This window comes from Sphingobacterium zeae (genome assembly GCF_030818895.1).
Taxonomy (GTDB): domain Bacteria; phylum Bacteroidota; class Bacteroidia; order Sphingobacteriales; family Sphingobacteriaceae; genus Sphingobacterium; species Sphingobacterium zeae.
Genome location: NZ_JAUTBA010000001.1, coordinates 1,293,357 through 1,311,186 on the forward strand (window position 1 = coordinate 1,293,357; position 17,830 = coordinate 1,311,186).

The following is a 17,830-nucleotide window of genomic DNA, read 5'->3' on the forward strand; positions in this document are numbered from 1 at the left end:
TTGCCATTCTTTTGTTACCGTAATAATATGGTTACGCTTCGGTTTTGTCTATAAGTTTTAGTTTTCTTTGTAGATCATAACTATAAACTAAGCTGAAGCTCTCATGTTGTTTAACGCTAAATCGTTTAAATCTTTTTTATTTTTGTTGTTTTCACCTGTTTTTCTTTTTGCTCAAACGGGTCAAATTAAAGCTATTTTGGTTGATAGCGCAACCGCTAAGCCTATATTATCCGCGAGTGCCGCACTCATGGACGCGAAAAATAATACCTTTGTGAAAGGTGGACAGTCTGTAGACCAAGGATTTCTCTTGTTGTCTGATATTAAACCCGGTAAATACAATATACGTTTTTCCTATGTCGGTTACGAAACAAAATCTATTGATGCTGTAGAGGTTTTAGGAGGCAAGAGTAAAGATCTAGGCCGAATTGCATTGAAGTCCATAGGGAATGTCTTGAATGAAGTGGTTGTTGAAGGTAGGGTTCCAGCCATGCAAATCGGTATAGACCGTAAAACGTTCAATGTAGGCGAAAGCTTGGTCAGTGCTGGCGGAACTGCAACAGATGTATTAGCTAATGTTCCAACCCTACAGGTTGATCAGGACGGATCGGTCAGTTTGCGTGGGTCGAGTAGCGTGAAAATTTTGATAGATGGACGTGAGTCTGCTTTAGCTGGAAGTGATGTGACTTCCTTGCTTCAAAGCCTACCTGCTAATTCAATCGATAAAGTTGAGGTCATTACTAATCCCTCTTCCAAATATGACGCCGAGGGACAGACTGGGATCATCAATATCGTTTTAAAGAAGAATATCAGAACCGGATTAAATGGTTCTATCAATACTTCTGCAGGTTCTTATGATAACTACATGGCGGGACTGACCTTAAATTATAGAGATAAAAAGTTTAATTATTTTGGATCTTATAATTTCAACAAACGCCATATGGTTGGAAGCGGTGCCGTTGATAATATATTTAAAAATAACAATAGTGAGATATCAAATAATTCGGAATCATCAAGAAAAGGTAATAGTCATACGATAAAAGCTGGTGTGGACTATAGTCTTTCCGATAAGACTTCCTTGAGCCTTTCCGGTAATGTGAGCATAAGGGATAATAACCGTGGTGAGGACTTAGGGTACCGTTATTTTAACCACCCAACCTTATCCGGCACAAGCACTAGAACTTCTCGCCAACTCGAGGATGATTTAGGCTATGAATTTACAATGGATTTTAGACATCAATTTAAGAGATCCGGTGAAGAACTGACCGCTAATGCAAGCTATGGCCGCGATCAGGAAGATGGCACAAATGTTTTTTTACAGGAGTTTAGCTCTGGGACACCTAGCACAGGCCGAAATAATGTCAGTTCGGAAGACGGTAAAAATATCAATATACAAGCGGATTATGTACTCCCTTTTTCCGAAGATAGTAAATTTGAGGCAGGTTATCGTTCGCAAATCAGAAAGTCATTTGATACTCAATTCTCGGATACGTTATCGGTAGCTAGTGGTAGTTATCTGCCAGACTATGGCATCAGTAATGATTTTGATTTTACGTCTACTGTTCATGCTTTATATGCCAACTACCAAGGGAAACTATCGGATAAAATAGGTTATCAAGTAGGTTTGCGTGCTGAGCAATTTAACTTAAATTCTACTTACTTTTCAAAAGATCCAACCGTTATCGACAAGGAAACTAAGGCCAGTCAAGATTTCTTTCGTCTATATCCAACCTTATTTTTAACATACAATGTTGGTGATGAAGGTGATAAAATCCAATTCAGCTATTCTAGAAGAGTTCAGCGAGCGAGAGGCTGGCAAGTCAACCCATTCTTGAACGTTTCAGATGACATGAACAGACGGCAGGGGAATCCCAACTTGAAGCCTGAAGATGTTCACGGCTTTGAGTTGAGTTTTGCCAAAACCTTCGGTAAGGTGAATTTGATTTCTTCTGCGTACTTCAATCATACCAATGAGGTGATGCAGCCTTATGTTTATTTTGTGGACACCTTGAGCAGTGTGACCTACAGCCGTTGGGAGAACTTGACAAGTAGAAATCTCTCCGGATTTGAATTTATCTCTAAAGTCAATGCAACTAAAGATTTTGATTTTACATTCAATCTTAATCTGATCAATATCAATTTTAAAGCGAATGAGGCTTATAATGTTAAAGCATCCAATGGTTTTGCATACAATACGAACTTAACGGCTAATTATCGTTTTACGCCAACGTTTTCCGCTCAAGTTCGTGGTGAATATAACTCGTCTAGGGTGATGGCACAAGGAAAGATGAACGCTATGAAAGGTGTTGATGTTGCGTTGAAAAAAGATGTGCTAAATAAGAAGGCATCTATTATGTTCAATGTTAGAGATGTATTTAATACTCGGAAAATGCAGGGCTTTACTGAGACACCACAATTGAGTTCTAATTTTGAACACCGTTGGATGAAGAGAATGTTTACTTTGTCGCTTTCCTACCGGTTTGGTAGCCAAGATTTAAACAAATCAAAGAAGAGGGTGTCAAATACAAATGAAGTAGGGGAAGGAGAGGAATATTAAAAAATATTGCTCTTTATAATCCCAAATGCTTAAATTTAATTTTAAAACAAACTTAAACTAAAAAGAATGAAGGTATTAAAAACAGTTCTTGCGGTATCGGTGATTGCTTTTTCGGCACACCTTAATACGGCCATAGGACAAACAAAAAAAGAGGTTCCTGCTTACAAAATCTTAGATTTACCACGTGTAGATATCAAGAAATTTAAAAAGAATAAGGCTGGAGCCTATGTTATTTTTGATGGCACTTCTATGGACGGCTGGAGAGGCTACGATAAGACTGTCGTCCCTAAAAGATGGGTAATTAATGAAGGTGCGATCAAATTTGATAGCCAAGCTAATCTTGGAAAGGAAGAAGGAGGAGATTTAGTTTTTGCTCATGATTTCAAAAATTTCGAATTAGAAATGGAATGGAAAGTTGCTAAAGGGGCAAATTCGGGGATTTTCTTTTTAGCCAAGGAGGTGGAGGGACAACCGATTTATATCTCTTCTCCAGAATGTCAGGTTTTAGATAATGAAAACCACCCTGATGCTAAAATGGGTGTTGACGGAAATCGAAAATCCACATCACTATACGATATGATCCCGGCCAAACCGCAGAATGGTAAACCTTATGGCGAGTGGAATAAGGTTAAGATCAGAGTCAACAATGGAAAGGTAGAGCATTTTCAGAATGATGTAAAAGTTGTAGAATATACATTGTGGGATAAGTCATGGATTGATTTGTTGCAAAAAAGTAAATTCAGTGAAGAGAAGTGGCCTTTGGCTTTTAAATTGTTGAGCAATGTTGGTGGCGATAGTAAGTCAGGGCTTATTGGTCTCCAGGACCATGGAAATGATGTATGGTTTAAGAATATTACGGTAAAGGTATTAAAATAAGAAAAGCAGCTTTAAGCTGCTTTTCTTATTTTTTAAAGTATCGATTGTAATTCTTTTAAATCGATAATCATATGCGTAACATCTTCCGGCTTTTCGATGTTACCAGGATTAAAGAAAATGGCGTCCATCCCGACATTTACAGCGCCACGGATATCCGCATCAAGGTTGTCCCCAATCATCAATGACTGCTGAGGTTGCGCAAAAGCTGTCGTCATGGCAAATTGAAATATTCGAGGATCTGGTTTGTTTATGCCGACCACCTCTGAAATAAAAATATGTTTGAAATACTTTTTTAAGTCGCTTTTTTCCAATTTTGTTTCACATGCTTCTTTAAAACCATTGGAGATTAAGTGAAGATTATATCTGTCACCTAGATAAGCCAGCGTTTCATGAGCGTTGGGAAACAGGTTTGTTTTTTGGGGACAGACAGCGAGATATTCTAACTCGAATTCTTCAGGAAACAATTTGGGATCCACACCGAGTTGTGTAAAGGTATCAGCAAACCGTGCCGTTCTGAGTTCCGGTTTTGTGATCTTTCCGTGATGATAAAGTCCCCAAAGCCGATGATTGTTGATTGTATAAGTTTCTATAAAACGGGTGGACGACTCTTGATTGAACAAGCGATCAAACTTGTATTTAAAATATAATTCGTGAAGAGTTTCTTCGGCATTTTTATCAAAATCCCAAATCGTATGATCCAGATCGAAGAAAATGTGTTTTTTTCCCTGATTAAACATATGCAAAACTAAAGTAAAATCCTCTGAAATACGAAAGAGTACCCGTTATTTAATGCTTAAATTGGTAGAAAGCCTGTTGTAGCGAAGAGATATCAGGGGTATTGTGATGATTTATTAATGTTGCGAATCGGTTAATTTTCTTCTTTGTGTCATAATCCTTAGGATATTTCCGAATACCTAGTTGAATAGTTATTTTTGTCACATGAAGAAAGCGCTGTTACTCTTTTATTTTCTATTGTTTTATGCGGTTATGCAATTGATCTGGTGGGGCGTGATGTTCGTTCGATTTGACCCCAGTAAGCAGAACATGATCATTGGAGAAGGGATTTTCTTCCTAATTATTTTCCTATGGGGAGCATGGCGACTAAAACGACTGGTGGAAAGAGAGCAGAAATTATTGCAACAGCAGCAAAACTTTCTTTTAGCCATTACACATGAATTGAAATCGCCTTTAGCTTCTGTCAAACTGTATATTCAAACGATTTTGAGGCGCGATTTGGATAAGGAACAACAGCAGACATTCTTGCGTAATTCACTAAAGGATATCGAGCGTTTGGATGATTTAGTGGAAAATGTGCTAATGACCACCAAATTGGATAGCCGTAATTATAGTATGCCGAAAGAGGATTTTAATTTTACTTCTTTGGTAGAACAGATCGTTGACAGGCTGCAAAAGAATTCGTGTAGTTCACAAGTTTTGAAACCTTATTTGGAAGCAGATATTGTTATTCATGCTGATAAGTTTGCGATTAGTAATGTGGTGACTAACCTGATTGAAAATGCGATTAAGTATTCACCCGCATGTGCAATGGTGGATGTGAAATTATATACGGAGCAAAATAAAATAATTTTTTCTGTTGCTGACCATGGTATTGGTATCAGCGATGAAGAGAAAAAGCTTATCTTTAATAAGTTTTATCGGGTGGGCAGTGAGGCTACGCGGAAAACCAAAGGCACAGGTTTGGGGTTATATATCGTGAAAACCGTGTTGCAGAAACACGACGCGATCATTAAAGTTAAAGATAACACTCCTAAAGGGAGTATTTTTGAAGTAACATTTGAAAGAAATGCAAAGTAAACAAAGAATATTACTTGTCGAAGATGAAGAACACTTGTTAGAAGCTATCAAGTTGAATCTCGAAATGGAAGGTTACCGTGTCACTACGGCTACCGATGGAAAAAAAGCACTAAAAGTCTTCAAGGAGGAGCGTTTCAACTTGGTTGTCTTGGATGTGATGATTCCGGAAATTGATGGATTTCAAGTTGCTGAAACTATTCGATTGCAAAATACAGAAGTTCCTATTATGTTTTTAACTGCCAAAAATAGCAGTGAGGATCGGATTACCGGTCTTAAGAAAGGAGCAGATGACTATTTGGTGAAACCTTTCAACTTAGAAGAGTTGATTCTGCGTGTTGGAAATTTAGTTCGTCGTGGCATGAAGCCTGATGATTTGAAAGAACTAAATTCGTATCAAATAGGAGATAAAACGATCTATTTCAATTCGTATGAACTGCATCATGCGGATGGTACGATAACCTCTTTAACGAAAAAGGAAACAATGTTGTTAAAGCTGTTGATTGAAAGACGTAATGAGGCGGTATCAAGGGAGCAAATATTGGAGACCGTGTGGAACTATGATGTTTACCCATCTACACGGACGATCGATAATTTTATTTTGACCTTCCGGAAATATTTCGAGCCTGATCAGAAACACCCAATTTATTTTCATTCTATCCGTGGTGTTGGTTATAAGTTTACCGACAATAATGCCTAGGTAATAAGAGATGATGACAATTAAGGCTAGAATAGCCGTTATTTTTATCGCTGCATTATTTCTGGGCTACGGAATATATCATGGCCATTATCAGACCGCTGTATTGATAGCTGGTGGAATAGGCTATTTGATTTGGAGCCATTTCAGAGAAGGGTCTGTTTTCCTGGCAACACAGGCTTTTCACAGACAAGATTATGAGAAAGCAAAAAAATTGTTGGCTGAAATTAAGAACCCCGATGCGCTGCGGAAAGGTAGGCGTAATTTCTATGAATTTATGATGGGAAATATTGCGCTGAAAGAAGAACGTGTCGATGAAGCGGAATATCATTTCCAGTTAGCATCACGTCTGCCTTGGAAAAAAGATAATGAAAAGGGCATGGTTATGATTAATCTAGCAAACATAGCACTTAGAAAATTTGATTACGAAAGAGCCAGAGCGTATACAGATGTGGCCAATAAATTGCATCTGACGGCTAGACAGAACAGCATTATTACAAAAATACAAAACGAAATTTCAAAACATTTATAGTGAGTACTACTTTACAAAACGACTTATTGATTAGGGCTGCATTCTCGCAGCAGACAGAGAGACCTCCTGTGTGGATGATGCGTCAAGCCGGGCGCTTTATGAAAGAATATTGGGATATCAAGAATAAATATTCCTTTCTGGAAATGTGCAAAACACCCGAAATCGCTGCTGATGTCACTATGCTTCCAGTTGATTTATTGGGTATTGACGCTGCTATCTTATTTTCTGATATTTTAGTGACCGCCGAAGCAATGGGCGGCGATCTTTCCTTTGAACAAGTTGTAGGACCTCGTTTTTCTAATCCTATTCGTTCTGTAAAGGATGCAGAAGCTTTATCTGTTAATTGTCTGGATAGATTGCAATATGTAGCTGATGCCATAAGGGTAATTCAGCAACGTCTTGATAGGCGTATTCCTTTGATTGGATTTGCAGGAGCACCGTTTACAATTTTAAGTTATTTGGTGGAAGGTGGATCTTCAAAAGATTTTAAGTTAACAAAATTGATGTTGAATAATCAGCCCGAGTTGGCACATATGATTCTTCAAAAGATTGCCGATGTTACTGTTGACTATTTGAACATGCAGATCGATGCAGGCGTTAATGCGATTCAATTATTTGATAGTTGGGCTTTGGCCCTATCATGGAATGATTACCGTGATTTCTCACATTATTATAATAAACAGATTATCTCAAGATTAAATCGTCAAGACATTCCAGTTATTTCATTTTGCAAGGGATCGTCTGTTTTTGCACCGATGATGGTCGAAGCGCAACCTGATGTGATATCTATTGATTGGAATGCAGATTTAAAAAATATAAAACAATCCCTACCACAGGGTATCGCTGTCCAAGGAAATTTAGATCCATTTGTTTTGTATGCTGATAAGGCCGTAATTAAAAGGAAGATTACAGAACTCTTTGAACGTATGCGAGGTGAAAACGGTTTTATCTTTAACTTGGGGCATGGTATTATGCCAGATATTCCATTTGATAATGTAAAATATGCCATTGAAGTAGTGAAAGAATTTCGCTATTGAGTATGCCCACTTAAAATATATAGAACGACTTGCGAAAGCGAGTCGTTTTTTTTTGCGCCAGGTCTGACCTCACTCAAGGATATTTTACTTTTGTATATTGGATGTAAGATTTATACAAATCATAGCTGCCAGTGACAATTGCTCCCAACTTTTCTTAATTTTGTAATTATGATCTATTTATATGCAAAAGCTGTTCATATAATCTTTGTAGTGTGTTGGATGGCTGGATTGTTCTATATTGTCCGACTATTCATCTACCATACGGAAGCTAAATCTAGGCCTGCGGAAGAATATGGAATTTTGCATAGGCAGTTCACTGTAATGGAAAGTAAGTTGTGGTGGATTATAGCCACTCCAGCCATGTACCTCACTGTAATTGCAGCAATTGTTATGCTTTATATGAATCCGGGTTTGCTGAAGATGGGCTGGATGCATGTTAAGCTTACGTTCGTTTTAGGGTTGATACTTTATCATTTCTCCTGCCAGCGGATTATGTTTCAATTACAAAGTGAGTCGTCCAATTGGTCTTCAACAAAATTGAGGCTATGGAATGAACTCGCTACAGTTTTATTATTTGCGATTGTTTTCACAGTAGTTTTAAAATCGGCCTTGAATTGGATATTTGGCGTTTTGGGACTGTTAATTTTATCAATTGCGCTGATGATGGCTGTAAAGCTTTATAAAAAGTATCGAACCAAGAATGTTGGGCGAAAAGGTTAAATTCTATACTTTCTTAATCCTTTGTAATTCTTGAGAGTCGAAAGATGATAAATAGAATAGGATTATGTATAGAAAAATTTTAGTTATGCTCTTGTTGCTTATTGTAGCACTAGCAGGTTTTGCGCAAAGATACAGGCCTTTGGGTGGTACATTAAATATCTACTCTACAGATGTACCCTTTTTTCTTTATATTAATGACATTTTGTATAACAATAGAGCTTCAAGCGATGTCAAAGTATCTCATTTGAAGAATAGGCGTTATAATTTGCGTATCGTGTTTGCCGATCGGCAGCGCCGCATATTAAATGGTACCGGAATACAACTTGTCGATAGAAATGGGCAATTTATGGACGTTGTGTTTTCTGTCAGTAACAGAAGAGGAAATAAGGGGATTATTTTAGAATCCATGCAACCTATTGATCGTTATGGTAATAGTAGTTATCGTAACAATTTACTTTACGATAATCAGAATAGAGCTAAAGACGAACAGTATGATGAGCCTTATAGACAATTGGAAAGTCGTGACGATTCACCGACCTATAATCGGGATGGCTATGATCATGAAAGAAGCAATAATCAACAGAGGCAGCCGGAGGAATTCAAAATTTATCGTAATGGTATAGATCGTCCTCATGGCAATGCTAAAGATGAAGGAAATGGTCAACTGGATAAAGAAGTATTCCTTAAAACAGATTCTAACCGATTGAATGACCTATTGAATCAGAAAGAAAATGATCAGGATAAACTCGCGTTAGCTGCTCGTGAGTTACAAAACATGCAACTTCGTATTGCTGAAATTGCCGACTTAATGGAATTGTTTATACGGGATGATAATAAGCTCACCTTTGCTAAATATGCTTATCCAACTTGTTTGGACAAGCAGAATTATGAGAAAGTAGGGGATGCCTTATCATTTAGTTCAACCCGTGAAAAGCTTTTGGATTTTCTAAAGAAATAAAAAGGAGCAATTTGCTCCTTTTTTATTCTCCCCCGAAACAAATATATTTTAATTCCATATATTCATCTAAGCCATGTTTCGATCCTTCTCGACCGACTCCTGATTGTTTTACCCCACCAAATGGTGCAGCTGCATTTGAAATAAGACCGGTATTAACACCAACCATACCGGCTTCAAGTTGTTCAGCTACCCGGAAACAGCGATTGACATTTGTACTATAGAAATAAGAGGCGAGACCAAATTCAGTATTGTTGGCCATCGCTATGCCATCTTCTTCTGTTTTAAAGCTGAAAAGGGCACAGATTGGGCCAAACGTCTCCTCCCTGAATATAACTGCTTCTTTTGGAATATTGGTCAGTACAGTGGGCTGGAAAAATAAGCCTTTGATTACGTTGCCTCCAGTAGCCAATTCGGCTCCATGATTTAGAGCATCTTGGACATGATGTTGTACTTTTTCTAAGCCTTTTGCATTGATTAGCGGGCCTACCTGCACATTTTTATCAAGCCCATTGCCAACCTTTAGTTTACTAACGGCCTGGGTAAGTTTCATTGAAAACTCATCGTAAACATCTTCTTGAACAAGAAATCTATTAATAGATACACATGTCTGTCCGGAATTTCTAAATTTACCGGCGAGAGCGCCTTCTACTGCAGCATCAATATCGGCATCGTTAAAAACTAGGAATGGGGCATTACCGCCAAGCTCCATTGATACTTTTTTGATGTTCGAGGCTGATTGTTCTATAAGTGTTTTTCCTACTTCGGTAGATCCTGTGAAAGAAAGTTTTCTCACCAGACTGTTCGTGGCTAACTCCCTTCCTATCCCAGCGCTATCCCTTCCTGTAATGACATTAAACACTCCCTTGGGAACGCCTGCCTCTTCAGCAAGTTTCGCTAATGCAATCGCTGAAAACGGTGTTTGTGAAGCTGGTTTGAGAATCACTGTACAACCAGCGGCCAACGCAGGGGCTACTTTTCGGGTCACCATCGCTATGGGGAAATTCCAGGGGGTAATTGCCGCGACTACACCTACACCTTGTTTAATTGTCATCATCCTGCTTCCTTTTTTCTGGGAAGGTATCGTTTCACCATAGGCTCTTTTTGCTTCTTCTGAGAACCACGCTACGAAAGAACTGCCATAATCCACTTCTACCTTAGATTCGCTTAGTGGTTTCCCACTTTCCAACGTCATGATTTCTGCAAGATCGTCCTTATGCTCTTGAATAAGATTGTACCATTTACGGACGATTTCAGAACGTTCCACTACAGTTGTATTTTTCCAGCTTTTCCAAGCTTTGTCAGCAGCATCTATTGCCTTACTGCAATCTGCCACTTTCAAATCGGGTAATGAAGCGATAACTTTTCCTGTAGCAGGATTTATTACGTCAAAAGTGTGCTTTGATGTAATAAATTTCCCATTGATATAAGCACTCTCAATTAAAAGTTTATTTTTCATCGATGTAAATTTTTATTGTTCCAAGTATAGTTTAAACACCTCAAACTGAAATTCTGTTCAATAATTTATTTCTCATTCAAATGAACCTTTCTCTTTCGGCTTTTGAAGGTATCCTACACGACTCATTTTTTCCAAACCATTGATAACGGTTCTTCGCAAAATAGTCATAAAGCGCGTCTCTCCATGCAATCGGTAAAATTTTCAGTAAATAACATATGGTGTAGGGAAAACCCAATTGCTTAATGATTTTGAGAACAGCTTCACTTTTGATAAAGCTACCTTCAGGAGATAAATAAACGATTGAATCAATGTTTTTAGGAATGTTTTTCAGCGTGGCGCTACTAAATTCGGACTGCAGGGAACTAAATAAGAATTTTTTTTTACGATCCATTCTTAATAGTTTTTGAACAAAGCGATTACAAATCAAGCAATCCCCATCAAAAAAGATGATATGTTTTCTTTGTTGTTCCATACGATGAATTTACTGCTATTTATTGAGAGTACTGCCATGGAAGGATCATAAAAAAGGAAAAAGTTACTATGATAGGGGCGTATAAATGTGAAAAAAGCGGTGCTTTTTGAGACACCGCTTTTTCGAAATCGTTTTTATAAATTTTTCATGATCGTATGCCCCATACGATCACGTTTGGTTTTTAGATATTCTTCGTTAAATGGATTTGCCGTTATTTCAATAGGTACATTTTCTACAATTTCAAGGCCATAGCCCACCAAACCAGCACGTTTTGTAGGATTGTTTGACATGAGGCGCATTTTTGTGACCCCCAGATTTCTTAGAATCTGTGCACCTACGCCGTAGTCTCTTAAATCTGCCTTAAATCCTAACTGTACATTGGCATCTACTGTATCTAATCCATTTTCTTGCAATTTATATGCGTGTAGTTTATTGATTAGTCCAATACCTCGACCTTCCTGATTCATGTACACGATGACACCTTTACCTTCCTGCTGGATCATTTCCATTGCTCTGTGCAGCTGCGGGCCACAATCGCATCGGCAAGACCCAAATATATCTCCTGTAACACAAGAACTATGTACACGTACTAAAATAGGCTCATCTTCATTCCAGTCGCCTTTGTAAAGCGCTAAATGCTGTTCGCCTGTATCTTTCTGCGTAAAAGCTTTCATTTTAAAATCACCATATTGTGTTGGCATATTAACGGTGACTTCTTCATTGATTAGAGAGTCGTGTTTGAGGCGGTACTCAATTAGATCTTCAATACTTACGATCTTTAAATCGAATTTTTTAGCAACTTCCATAAGTTCGGGAAGCCTAGCCATTTCGCCATCTTCTTTTAAAATCTCAACCAATACACCTGCAGGTTCAAACCCTGCTAATCGAGCCAGATCAACTGTAGCCTCAGTATGGCCAGTACGACGTAACACGCCGCCATCTTTTGCTATTAAGGGAAAAATATGACCTGGTCTACCTAATTCTTCGTAATGAATATTAGGATCAATCATTGCTTTAATTGTTTTCGAACGGTCTGACGCAGAAATTCCTGTAGTACAACCATATCCCTGTAGGTCAATTGAAACAGTAAAGTTAGTTTCGTATACCGCTGTATTCTGTCCTACCATGAGATCAAGGTGTAATGCATCTGCTCTTTCTTTTGTTATCGGAGCACATACCAATCCGCGACCGTGAGTGGCCATAAAGTTTATGATTTCAGGAGTGGCATTGCGGGCAGCAGTGACAAAGTCTCCTTCATTTTCGCGGTCTTCGTCATCCACTACGATTACTACTTTTCCTGCTTGTATATCAGCGATCGCTTCTTCGATCGTGTTTAATTTGAAATCCATTTATTGATATATTGTAATTGGTACAAAGTTAGTGTAGAATCTAAATTTATTTATAATAACCCTGTCACAATCTAATGTGATTCTTTTAAATTATTCTTTTTTGAAAACTTTTCTTTCACCCATCTCCACGCGGCCTCTATTTTTAACTTGTATTGATCAATATCAAATAAAGCGGAGTCTGTTGTCGATTTGTACGTTAGAAAAGCAGCAAGTGGTGTTAAGACAATGATTGCCATCCACATCCCCATACCTGATGATATCGCGCCATCTTTCGCCGTTTTTTCTGCTACCGTAGAAATTATATGATAAATCAGAAAGAATATAATGGCCATAACTACAGGAAGACCAAGCCCTCCCTTTCTGATAATGGCCCCAAGCGGAGCTCCGATGGCAAACAATAAAAGACAGGAGACAGCAAGGGTAAACTTGCGATGCCACTCAATGCGATAGCGGATATCTTTCGACTTATAATCTTTAAACTCAAGTGTACGGCCATTCAGATCTTCCTTCAGATAATTCAACTGGTTTAGTGCATTCATAGTGACCTGTGAACGTTGTTCTTGAGGTACAAGATCGGTAATCAGATTTTTAAAAGGCTTGATTTTAGCTTCTTTGACCTTGGGCTGTCCAGGTTGATTGGCACTAAAATATTTCGAGTAAATATTATAGCGCGTATCTAATGTCCGGGAAATTGCTTTTCCCATACTATCTAACTTAATATGGTTCGAGTCGATATACATGTCCAACTGTTTCAAATTTAACATGGCATGGTGGCTCTTGAAGAGGTTTTCATCTGTTTTACCTTGTTGAAAGCTTCCCATATCAAACTTTTGCTCAGTTTCTTTGAATTTAAATCGCGTAAATTGCTGACGTGGATCGTAGGTTTTGGAGTTTTTAGTCCGCGCTTCCTCGTAACGTATACCATCCTTAAGTTTAAGAATCATATAATTGTTGTCGGGAGAATTGTAGATATAGCCTTCTTTTGCCATAAGTACATTATTGGCCGTATTGCCACCGCGGTGATCGTAGATCATCAAGTCGTAGAGAATTGTTCCCGCTTTGTTTTTTCCTCGAGCGCGGATGGAATAACCTGGGATAGTATTGTTAAATATTCCGGGTTTGATAAGGAAATCGGCCTTTTTATTACGTACATCTGTAAGTAATGTCCCCATTTTCAGATTCACTACAGGAAGGATATAGTCGGAGAAAAGAAAAGAACTTGTTGCGAAAATTGCGACGAGTACAAATAGCGGAGTCATCGCCTTGCGCAAAGATACGCCGGCAGCCTTAATAGCAACCAATTCATAGCTTTCACCGAGATTTCCAAATGTCATAATGGAGGAGAGTAACATGGATAAGGGCATTGCCATTTGAATTTGAACAACGCATTGATAGCCAATTAACTCCATGATCGTGTACCATTCGAAGCCTTTTCCAATCAAATCATCTATATACTTGAATAGAAAAAGCATCAATAGCACAAACATCACAATAAAAAATGTGACAATAAATGGTTTTATGAAAGCTTGAAGAATAAGTAAATGAACTTTTTTCATCCGTGACGCTAAGCAAATCGATGCCTTTGCATTAAGGCATCTCTACACCAAAGAACTCCCCTAGGAGTCCTTGGTGGATTATATTGCAAAGATAGGCTTTTTTATGCACCTATAACACTCTGGAGGTAGACTATTGAATTTTTCCAAATTAATTTTCTGTTTTCAAGATCTTCTTCCTTAGCGAAATCAGTAATTTTAAGTGCAACATCATTTGTTAGTTCATCTTGGTCGATCTCCAGATCGAAATAATAGGGATCATCATCGAGCCATTTAAAGCGTACGGATTTATTTTCTTTCGATGCTACAATTTTTGCTCGGTGTGGTTCATCATCCCAAATGAAAGTATAAACGGTGTCTTTATAGTTTACATCATCTGCAAACCATTGTGCCAATTCGTTTGGTTCTTGCAAATACGGAAATAAAATTCTAGGTGAAGAGTTGATGATATATTCTAGTTGGAATTTTATTTTATCTGCCATATAAATGTTTTTTTTAATATTAGTTTGTTTAAATCAAAAATAAGCTATATTTGCATTCCCAAAACGGCGGGGTAGCTCAGATGGTTAGAGCGTTGGATTCATAACCCAAAGGTCGGCAGTTCGATTCTGCTCCCCGCTACAAATCTCTTCCAAAATTGCTTTTTATTGCATAAACTTATTATTTGTAATAATACATATTTATTTTGTTATTGCAAGTTTTTTTATAAAAAGTTGACTCCTTATTTAGATAAATATTACGTTTTTAGTACGATCAAATTTTTAAAGGTTATGTACATGTTTACAATAATAAATTTACTTGGTTAAAAATGAGTTTGTTGCACTTAATAGACGGTTTTAATACTAGATAATTGGTAAAAAAATAAAAAAATCTTTTGAATTGACGCATGAAGTGGTATATTTGCATACCGAAACGGCGGGGTAGCTCAGATGGTTAGAGCGTTGGATTCATAACCCAAAGGTCGGCAGTTCGATTCTGCTCCCCGCTACTAAAAGCATCAGTCTCTTTAGATTGATGCTTTTTTTATATAATATATCTTTCTCTATTGCAAAACACCTTATTTTGGTGACGAGATGAAAGTATAGTCCTTTTTGTTGCCTTATGGATAGCAGGCATATTGATGACTCCCCCTTGATGCTGCTTACATCATTAGATAATCGGCTAAAGAGGTTGAGCGTTTTCGGCAAAAATATTTGTTCAAGTGTTGTTCGTTGGTGTTAGCCAATCTGTATGTTTCATCAATTGTCGTCATAAGCAAGGCTTTTCCAATCTTCTTTCTGTAAATACTTTAACATCAAAAAGAATATAATCCATGCGAGTCCGGCCAAGATCCAAATTAGCGTTTCGAAATGGAAGATTGTTTTATGTATGAAGCCCACTATTCCCAAAATACCTAAGATGAATAAATTCGTTATTGCTTTAGAATTGGATTGGTTCGCTTTTGAAAACGGGTAATTTTTGACCATAAAAAGCATAATCAAAATACTTTCAATGCCGCCAACTGCAGAGGACAATAGTAGATCATTAAATGAATTGAGGCCAAATAGGGGTATACAGATACATAAAAACAGAACGTTGAAAGGTAAAACATACTTAATGAGACAAGCCTTAAGAACGCCAGTCATCAACTGTCCCGGCTTGTGTATGGGGGCGGTATGATAGATCCAAGCTGCTTTATACTTGTTGCTTTGAGTAATAAGCTGGAAAACGGTTAAAATAGTGAGTAATGAAAGATAGAACATAATGATATACAGGCCTGAATCCTTAATTTTTAATATCTTGTCCGTCATTGGGAGCTCTTCCCCAGTACGTATAAATAAAAAAGTAAAGTAAATAGGCAAATAAGCCAACGAAGGATAGAGCTGTTGTTTAAATTCTCTTGTTTTAGCACTTATCAGCCATACAATGCCGAATCCTGCCTCTTCAACTGCGGATGAACATACCTTCGCGGATATCCATTTATATACAGGCAGTTTAGGTTTATGATTCTGCTTCGAAGGTAAATTTTCATTATGGGAGCTGTCTGCGCTTGCCAATGCAGCTATTTTTGCATTAAATCCACGTGAAAATAACTTGATACAGGCATAGACACCTGCAAGGGGAGTGAGTGCCCCCAATATGGATAGCATGATAACGGGTAAATTTTGGTCTCCAAAGATTAAGGGTTGAAAAGATGCAATCCATGTACTCGGAAATATCCAAAGAAATCGGAGCTGTTCCATCGTCAAATGAGATTCTACAATAGATTGAATCAGATTTGGACCAACATAATAGGACAGGAAAAGAAGCAGTGAGAGGCCTATCTGTATATAAGTAATCACATCTTTAAACTTTTGGATGGGCAGGTATTTAATACTGATCAGGTAAAATCCGTTAACACCGATGAGAGCGACTAAGGTGCTGAACATAAGCTGTAAACATAGAACAAGGACTGAAGTAATATCCCAATTAAGCAATACATAAACAAGTACTGGTGCGGTTAGTGCAATTATTTGGTTAGACAGCTTTATTGCGATAAAAGTTAATCGTGCAATCGATAGGGTCCTGTCATTAACTGGTCGCGGCAAAATGATGTACTGGTCTCGGGTATCTAATAATAGAGGTGAAAAATCAGTAACCAATGTAATACTCAGCATACTGATAAAGGTGAGCAGCATGCTAGAAACAGCTAAATATCTATCTGGAATCGACACAAGTATGACCATGAATACCAAGCCAATCATCAGATACACCACAGATTGTAAAATCGAAGACGATGAGGAGGATTTATTCTTTCTACGTCTCCGAAAACTAATAGGTTTTCGGTCCTCTAAAATGATTTTTGTTTGTAAGATGATCTTAAACTGTTCAAAATTAATGCCTAAGCTTTTCCAAAACCCAGGAAACAGAAGAATAAACTTTAAGATGAGTTTTTCCATGCTATTGAATTGCTCTAATGATATTGGAGACATCCAATGTGTTGCTGCAACTATGTGTTAATTTTGCAAATATATGCTCCAAAGATTCGTTAGCTTCTGTTTTTAGCTCTTCAATTGTACCATCCGCAATAATGCTTCCCTGGTTTATAAGTAAAATCCGATCGGATACTTTTTCGACAACATCCATCATATGGGAGCAGTAGAAAATTGTTTTTCCTTCTTTTGCAAGTAAGGAAATAAGTTCCTTAACAAAAATAACGGCATTCGCATCAAGTCCAGATAAGGGTTCATCCAGAACAATAATTTGAGGGTTGTGAATAATTCCTGAGATCAAGAGTACTTTTTGACGCATTCCTTTTGAGAAGGTGTCCATCCTATTATTCGCGTTTGATTCAAGACCAAAAGCAGTCAATAACTTTAAGGAACGTTCCAGAATACTATTATTTTCCATTCCATAGAGCTTACCTACAAAATCTAAATATTCAATTGGAGTCAGTACTTCATATAATTCAGCGTTCTCGGGAACATATCCTAACATTGTTTTCACGGCCAATGGATCTTCTTGAATGTTGATACCATTAATTTCTACAGTGCCTGTAAAATCTTCAATTAGTCCTGTCAATATATTAACAGTGGTGGATTTGCCTGCCCCATTTGGGCCAATATATCCGATCACTTGGCCTGGAAATATGTCGAGGTTGATTCCTTTCAAAATTTCCTTTGTGCCGTACGATTTTTTGAGGTCAACGATCCGGATGAGCGGTAATATACTTTCCATATGATAACAATCTTCAAAGTAAACTTACGTAAAAATTGGGAGTTATGGTTACTGTTGAGATCGTTATAATCTGTATTTTTTAAATTAGAGATCCTTATTTCAAAAATAGAAAAAGGGA

The 17,830-nt window shown here is 37.6% G+C and carries 16 protein-coding genes and 2 tRNA genes; 10 read left to right on the forward strand and 8 right to left on the reverse strand.

Annotated features, from left to right (window positions below):
• Positions 1 to 103: 103 nt before the first annotated feature.
• Both QE382_RS05265 and QE382_RS05270 read left to right on the forward strand, forming a co-directional pair.
• The gene (locus QE382_RS05265; RefSeq protein WP_307184978.1) at positions 104 to 2,554 is read left to right on the forward strand and encodes a TonB-dependent receptor; all 2,451 of its coding nucleotides are present in this window, start codon (positions 104 to 106) and stop codon (positions 2,552 to 2,554) included.
• A gap of 66 nt (positions 2,555 to 2,620) precedes the next feature.
• Positions 2,621 to 3,430 carry a 3-keto-disaccharide hydrolase gene (locus tag QE382_RS05270; protein ID WP_307184979.1) on the forward strand — a complete coding sequence of 270 codons (810 nt, stop codon included), beginning with the start codon at positions 2,621 to 2,623 and terminating at the stop codon, positions 3,428 to 3,430.
• Positions 3,431 to 3,462: 32 nt separating this feature from the next.
• Here the strand turns inward: QE382_RS05270 and QE382_RS05275 are convergent, their stop codons facing one another.
• Positions 3,463 to 4,167 (reverse strand): YjjG family noncanonical pyrimidine nucleotidase, encoded by a 705-nt coding sequence (locus tag QE382_RS05275; protein WP_307184980.1) that lies wholly within the window; start codon positions 4,165 to 4,167, stop codon positions 3,463 to 3,465.
• Positions 4,168 to 4,369: 202 nt separating this feature from the next.
• Here QE382_RS05275 and QE382_RS05280 point away from each other — a divergent pair, with 202 nt between their 5' ends.
• The 6 genes from QE382_RS05280 to QE382_RS05305 all read left to right on the forward strand — a co-directional run bounded on the left by QE382_RS05280 (position 4,370) and on the right by QE382_RS05305 (position 9,186).
• The gene (locus QE382_RS05280) at positions 4,370 to 5,245 is read left to right on the forward strand and encodes a sensor histidine kinase (protein ID WP_307184981.1); all 876 of its coding nucleotides are present in this window, start codon (positions 4,370 to 4,372) and stop codon (positions 5,243 to 5,245) included.
• Positions 5,235 to 5,942, forward strand: coding sequence for a response regulator transcription factor (locus tag QE382_RS05285; RefSeq protein ID WP_070563139.1), 708 nt, complete (start codon positions 5,235 to 5,237; stop codon positions 5,940 to 5,942). The genes QE382_RS05280 and QE382_RS05285 overlap by 11 nt, the downstream gene beginning before the upstream one ends.
• A 10-nt stretch (positions 5,943 to 5,952) precedes the next feature.
• A complete protein-coding gene (locus QE382_RS05290) occupies positions 5,953 to 6,471 on the forward strand; it encodes a tetratricopeptide repeat protein (protein WP_307184982.1) in 519 nt (172 codons plus the stop codon).
• Complete coding sequence (hemE, locus tag QE382_RS05295) at positions 6,471 to 7,508, forward strand: uroporphyrinogen decarboxylase (RefSeq protein WP_307184983.1); 1,038 nt, start codon at positions 6,471 to 6,473, stop codon at positions 7,506 to 7,508. Before QE382_RS05290 ends, hemE begins: the two co-directional genes overlap by 1 nt.
• 168 nt (positions 7,509 to 7,676) lie before the next feature.
• A complete protein-coding gene (gene hemJ, locus QE382_RS05300) occupies positions 7,677 to 8,228 on the forward strand; it encodes a protoporphyrinogen oxidase HemJ (RefSeq protein ID WP_307184984.1) in 552 nt (183 codons plus the stop codon).
• A gap of 64 nt (positions 8,229 to 8,292) precedes the next feature.
• Positions 8,293 to 9,186 (forward strand): proline and serine-rich protein 1 family protein, encoded by an 894-nt coding sequence (locus QE382_RS05305; RefSeq protein ID WP_307184985.1) that lies wholly within the window; start codon positions 8,293 to 8,295, stop codon positions 9,184 to 9,186.
• A 22-nt stretch (positions 9,187 to 9,208) separates the two neighbouring features.
• Here QE382_RS05305 and QE382_RS05310 read toward each other — a convergent pair whose 3' ends face one another.
• The 5 genes from QE382_RS05310 to QE382_RS05330 form a co-directional block, all read right to left on the reverse strand.
• Positions 9,209 to 10,642, reverse strand: a complete 1,434-nt coding sequence (locus tag QE382_RS05310; protein ID WP_307184986.1) for an NAD-dependent succinate-semialdehyde dehydrogenase — start codon at positions 10,640 to 10,642, stop codon at positions 9,209 to 9,211.
• 76 nt (positions 10,643 to 10,718) lie between these two features.
• Positions 10,719 to 11,114 carry a thiol-disulfide oxidoreductase DCC family protein gene (locus QE382_RS05315; RefSeq protein WP_307184987.1) on the reverse strand — a complete coding sequence of 132 codons (396 nt, stop codon included), beginning with the start codon at positions 11,112 to 11,114 and terminating at the stop codon, positions 10,719 to 10,721.
• Positions 11,115 to 11,248: 134 nt separating this feature from the next.
• Positions 11,249 to 12,463 (reverse strand): bifunctional 3,4-dihydroxy-2-butanone-4-phosphate synthase/GTP cyclohydrolase II, encoded by a 1,215-nt coding sequence (locus QE382_RS05320; protein WP_307184988.1) that lies wholly within the window; start codon positions 12,461 to 12,463, stop codon positions 11,249 to 11,251.
• A 71-nt stretch (positions 12,464 to 12,534) separates the two neighbouring features.
• A complete protein-coding gene (locus QE382_RS05325; protein ID WP_307184989.1) occupies positions 12,535 to 14,019 on the reverse strand; it encodes an LptF/LptG family permease in 1,485 nt (494 codons plus the stop codon).
• Positions 14,020 to 14,120: 101 nt separating this feature from the next.
• Positions 14,121 to 14,498 (reverse strand): START-like domain-containing protein, encoded by a 378-nt coding sequence (locus QE382_RS05330; RefSeq protein WP_028070596.1) that lies wholly within the window; start codon positions 14,496 to 14,498, stop codon positions 14,121 to 14,123.
• 65 nt (positions 14,499 to 14,563) lie between these two features.
• Between QE382_RS05330 and QE382_RS05335 the strand changes: the two genes are divergently transcribed.
• Together QE382_RS05335 and QE382_RS05340 are read left to right on the forward strand one after the other, a co-directional pair.
• A tRNA-Met gene (locus QE382_RS05335) sits at positions 14,564 to 14,637 on the forward strand.
• A 293-nt stretch (positions 14,638 to 14,930) separates the two neighbouring features.
• Positions 14,931 to 15,004, forward strand: a tRNA-Met gene (locus QE382_RS05340).
• 250 nt (positions 15,005 to 15,254) lie between these two features.
• Here the strand turns inward: QE382_RS05340 and QE382_RS05345 are convergent.
• Positions 15,255 to 16,934, reverse strand: coding sequence for a hypothetical protein (locus QE382_RS05345; protein ID WP_307184990.1), 1,680 nt, complete (start codon positions 16,932 to 16,934; stop codon positions 15,255 to 15,257).
• 1 nt (position 16,935) lies between these two features.
• Positions 16,936 to 17,712, reverse strand: coding sequence for an ABC transporter ATP-binding protein (locus QE382_RS05350; protein ID WP_307184991.1), 777 nt, complete (start codon positions 17,710 to 17,712; stop codon positions 16,936 to 16,938).
• Positions 17,713 to 17,830: the final 118 nt, after the last annotated feature.

Bases quoted from the DNA above. Each gene is read 5' to 3' on its own strand.
- QE382_RS05265 (WP_307184978.1), top strand. From the start codon at position 104: ATGTTGTTTAACGCTAAATCGTTTAAATCTTTTTTATTTTTGTTGTTT.
- QE382_RS05270 (WP_307184979.1), top strand. From the start codon at position 2,621: ATGAAGGTATTAAAAACAGTTCTTGCGGTATCGGTGATTGCTTTTTCG.
- QE382_RS05275 (WP_307184980.1), bottom strand. From the start codon at position 4,167: ATGTTTAATCAGGGAAAAAAACACATTTTCTTCGATCTGGATCATACG.
- QE382_RS05280 (WP_307184981.1), top strand. From the start codon at position 4,370: ATGAAGAAAGCGCTGTTACTCTTTTATTTTCTATTGTTTTATGCGGTT.
- QE382_RS05285 (WP_070563139.1), top strand. From the start codon at position 5,235: ATGCAAAGTAAACAAAGAATATTACTTGTCGAAGATGAAGAACACTTG.
- QE382_RS05290 (WP_307184982.1), top strand. From the start codon at position 5,953: ATGATGACAATTAAGGCTAGAATAGCCGTTATTTTTATCGCTGCATTA.
- hemJ (WP_307184984.1), top strand. From the start codon at position 7,677: ATGATCTATTTATATGCAAAAGCTGTTCATATAATCTTTGTAGTGTGT.
- QE382_RS05305 (WP_307184985.1), top strand. From the start codon at position 8,293: ATGTATAGAAAAATTTTAGTTATGCTCTTGTTGCTTATTGTAGCACTA.
- QE382_RS05310 (WP_307184986.1), bottom strand. From the start codon at position 10,642: ATGAAAAATAAACTTTTAATTGAGAGTGCTTATATCAATGGGAAATTT.
- QE382_RS05315 (WP_307184987.1), bottom strand. From the start codon at position 11,114: ATGGAACAACAAAGAAAACATATCATCTTTTTTGATGGGGATTGCTTG.
- QE382_RS05320 (WP_307184988.1), bottom strand. From the start codon at position 12,463: ATGGATTTCAAATTAAACACGATCGAAGAAGCGATCGCTGATATACAA.
- QE382_RS05325 (WP_307184989.1), bottom strand. From the start codon at position 14,019: ATGAAAAAAGTTCATTTACTTATTCTTCAAGCTTTCATAAAACCATTT.
- QE382_RS05330 (WP_028070596.1), bottom strand. From the start codon at position 14,498: ATGGCAGATAAAATAAAATTCCAACTAGAATATATCATCAACTCTTCA.
- QE382_RS05345 (WP_307184990.1), bottom strand. From the start codon at position 16,934: ATGGAAAAACTCATCTTAAAGTTTATTCTTCTGTTTCCTGGGTTTTGG.
- QE382_RS05350 (WP_307184991.1), bottom strand. From the start codon at position 17,712: ATGGAAAGTATATTACCGCTCATCCGGATCGTTGACCTCAAAAAATCG.